Genomic DNA, 1,135 nt, shown 5'->3' on the forward strand with positions numbered 1-1,135 from the left:
TCACGGCAGCTCCTGTCTGGACGCTTGGGGCGGGCCGGGCCGAAGGTCCCATCCCCCGATGCTGAGCAGTCGCCTAGCGATGCTGAGCACATGGATAGCACGCCTTGCAGAACGTGGTCAAGGTCACATACGGCTACCGGCTGGTTTATAATCACACTTACGCTCGCACCGGCTCCGACCGTCCGGTCCTCAATCCCCACAACGGATCAGGAGCAGACAGGTCCCCGGCGACCGCGAATCGGACAAGTCGACCACTCGTCACGCTTGTCATATCCACTGCTCCCCCGATCGCCGGGATCGCGGAATCTCCCCAGGTGGTGACCCTTCACAAACCTGCCGGAAAGTTCGCATCGCCGAAGTAGCGGGACATAGTGGCCACATTCGCGACTCGGACGCCTACGATGCGAGCACACAACCCGATGTGCGAATCCTTGGAGGTGGACGACGCGCATGGCATCGCCGCGCAGAATCGGGGCTCCCGATGCGAAGAATCGGACGGTACTGCTCGACGCCGCCGAAAGAGTCATGATCGAACACGGCTACGCCGCGGTCTCATCGCGCCGTATCGCCGAAGAAGCCGGGCTCAAGCCACAATTGGTGCACTACTACTTCCGGAACATGGACGAGTTGCTGTTCGAGGTGTTCCGACGGCGAGCCGAAGAGGGCCTGGAATACCAAGCAACAGCATTGGCTTCGCCTCAGCCGCTGTGGGCTCTGTGGGACTTCAGCACCAATCCCGCCGGCGTTGCACTGACCATGGAATTCATCGCACTGTCCCGGCATCGGCCGGCTCTGCGAGCCCAAATAGCCGAGTACTCAGAACAATTCAGACGCGAGCAAGCCGACGCGATCGCCGCCGTACTCGACCGCTACGGAATCGAACACGCGGACCTCCCACCGGTGGTGGCATCGGTCCTCATGACAAGCCTGTCCCGGGTGATCATCATGGAGGACTCGCTCGGCGTCACCGGCGGGCACGCCGAAACCGTGAGTCGCGTCGAGCACTGGTTCCACGCCCTCGAAGGCCCCCGGCCCACCCCTTCCGGGTGATGGGAACCAATATTCGTTCTGACCGACCCAAGGCTCCCATCACCACACCGCAAAAACCCACAAACCACAAAAGCCGGAGGCCCCC

Annotated in this window: 1 protein-coding gene; it reads left to right on the top strand. The window is 62.2% G+C overall.

All coding sequences use genetic code 11. The features are described 5' to 3' along the window. Nucleotides 1–450 precede the first annotated feature (450 nt). Nucleotides 451–1,050 (top strand): TetR/AcrR family transcriptional regulator, encoded by a 600-nt coding sequence (locus tag A8G15_RS29055; protein WP_068166658.1) that lies wholly within the window; start codon nucleotides 451–453, stop codon nucleotides 1,048–1,050. Nucleotides 1,051–1,135 lie beyond the last annotated feature (85 nt).

Origin of the sequence: Rhodococcus phenolicus (assembly GCF_001646785.1) — a bacterium.
Lineage (GTDB): Bacteria > Actinomycetota > Actinomycetes > Mycobacteriales > Mycobacteriaceae > Rhodococcus > Rhodococcus phenolicus.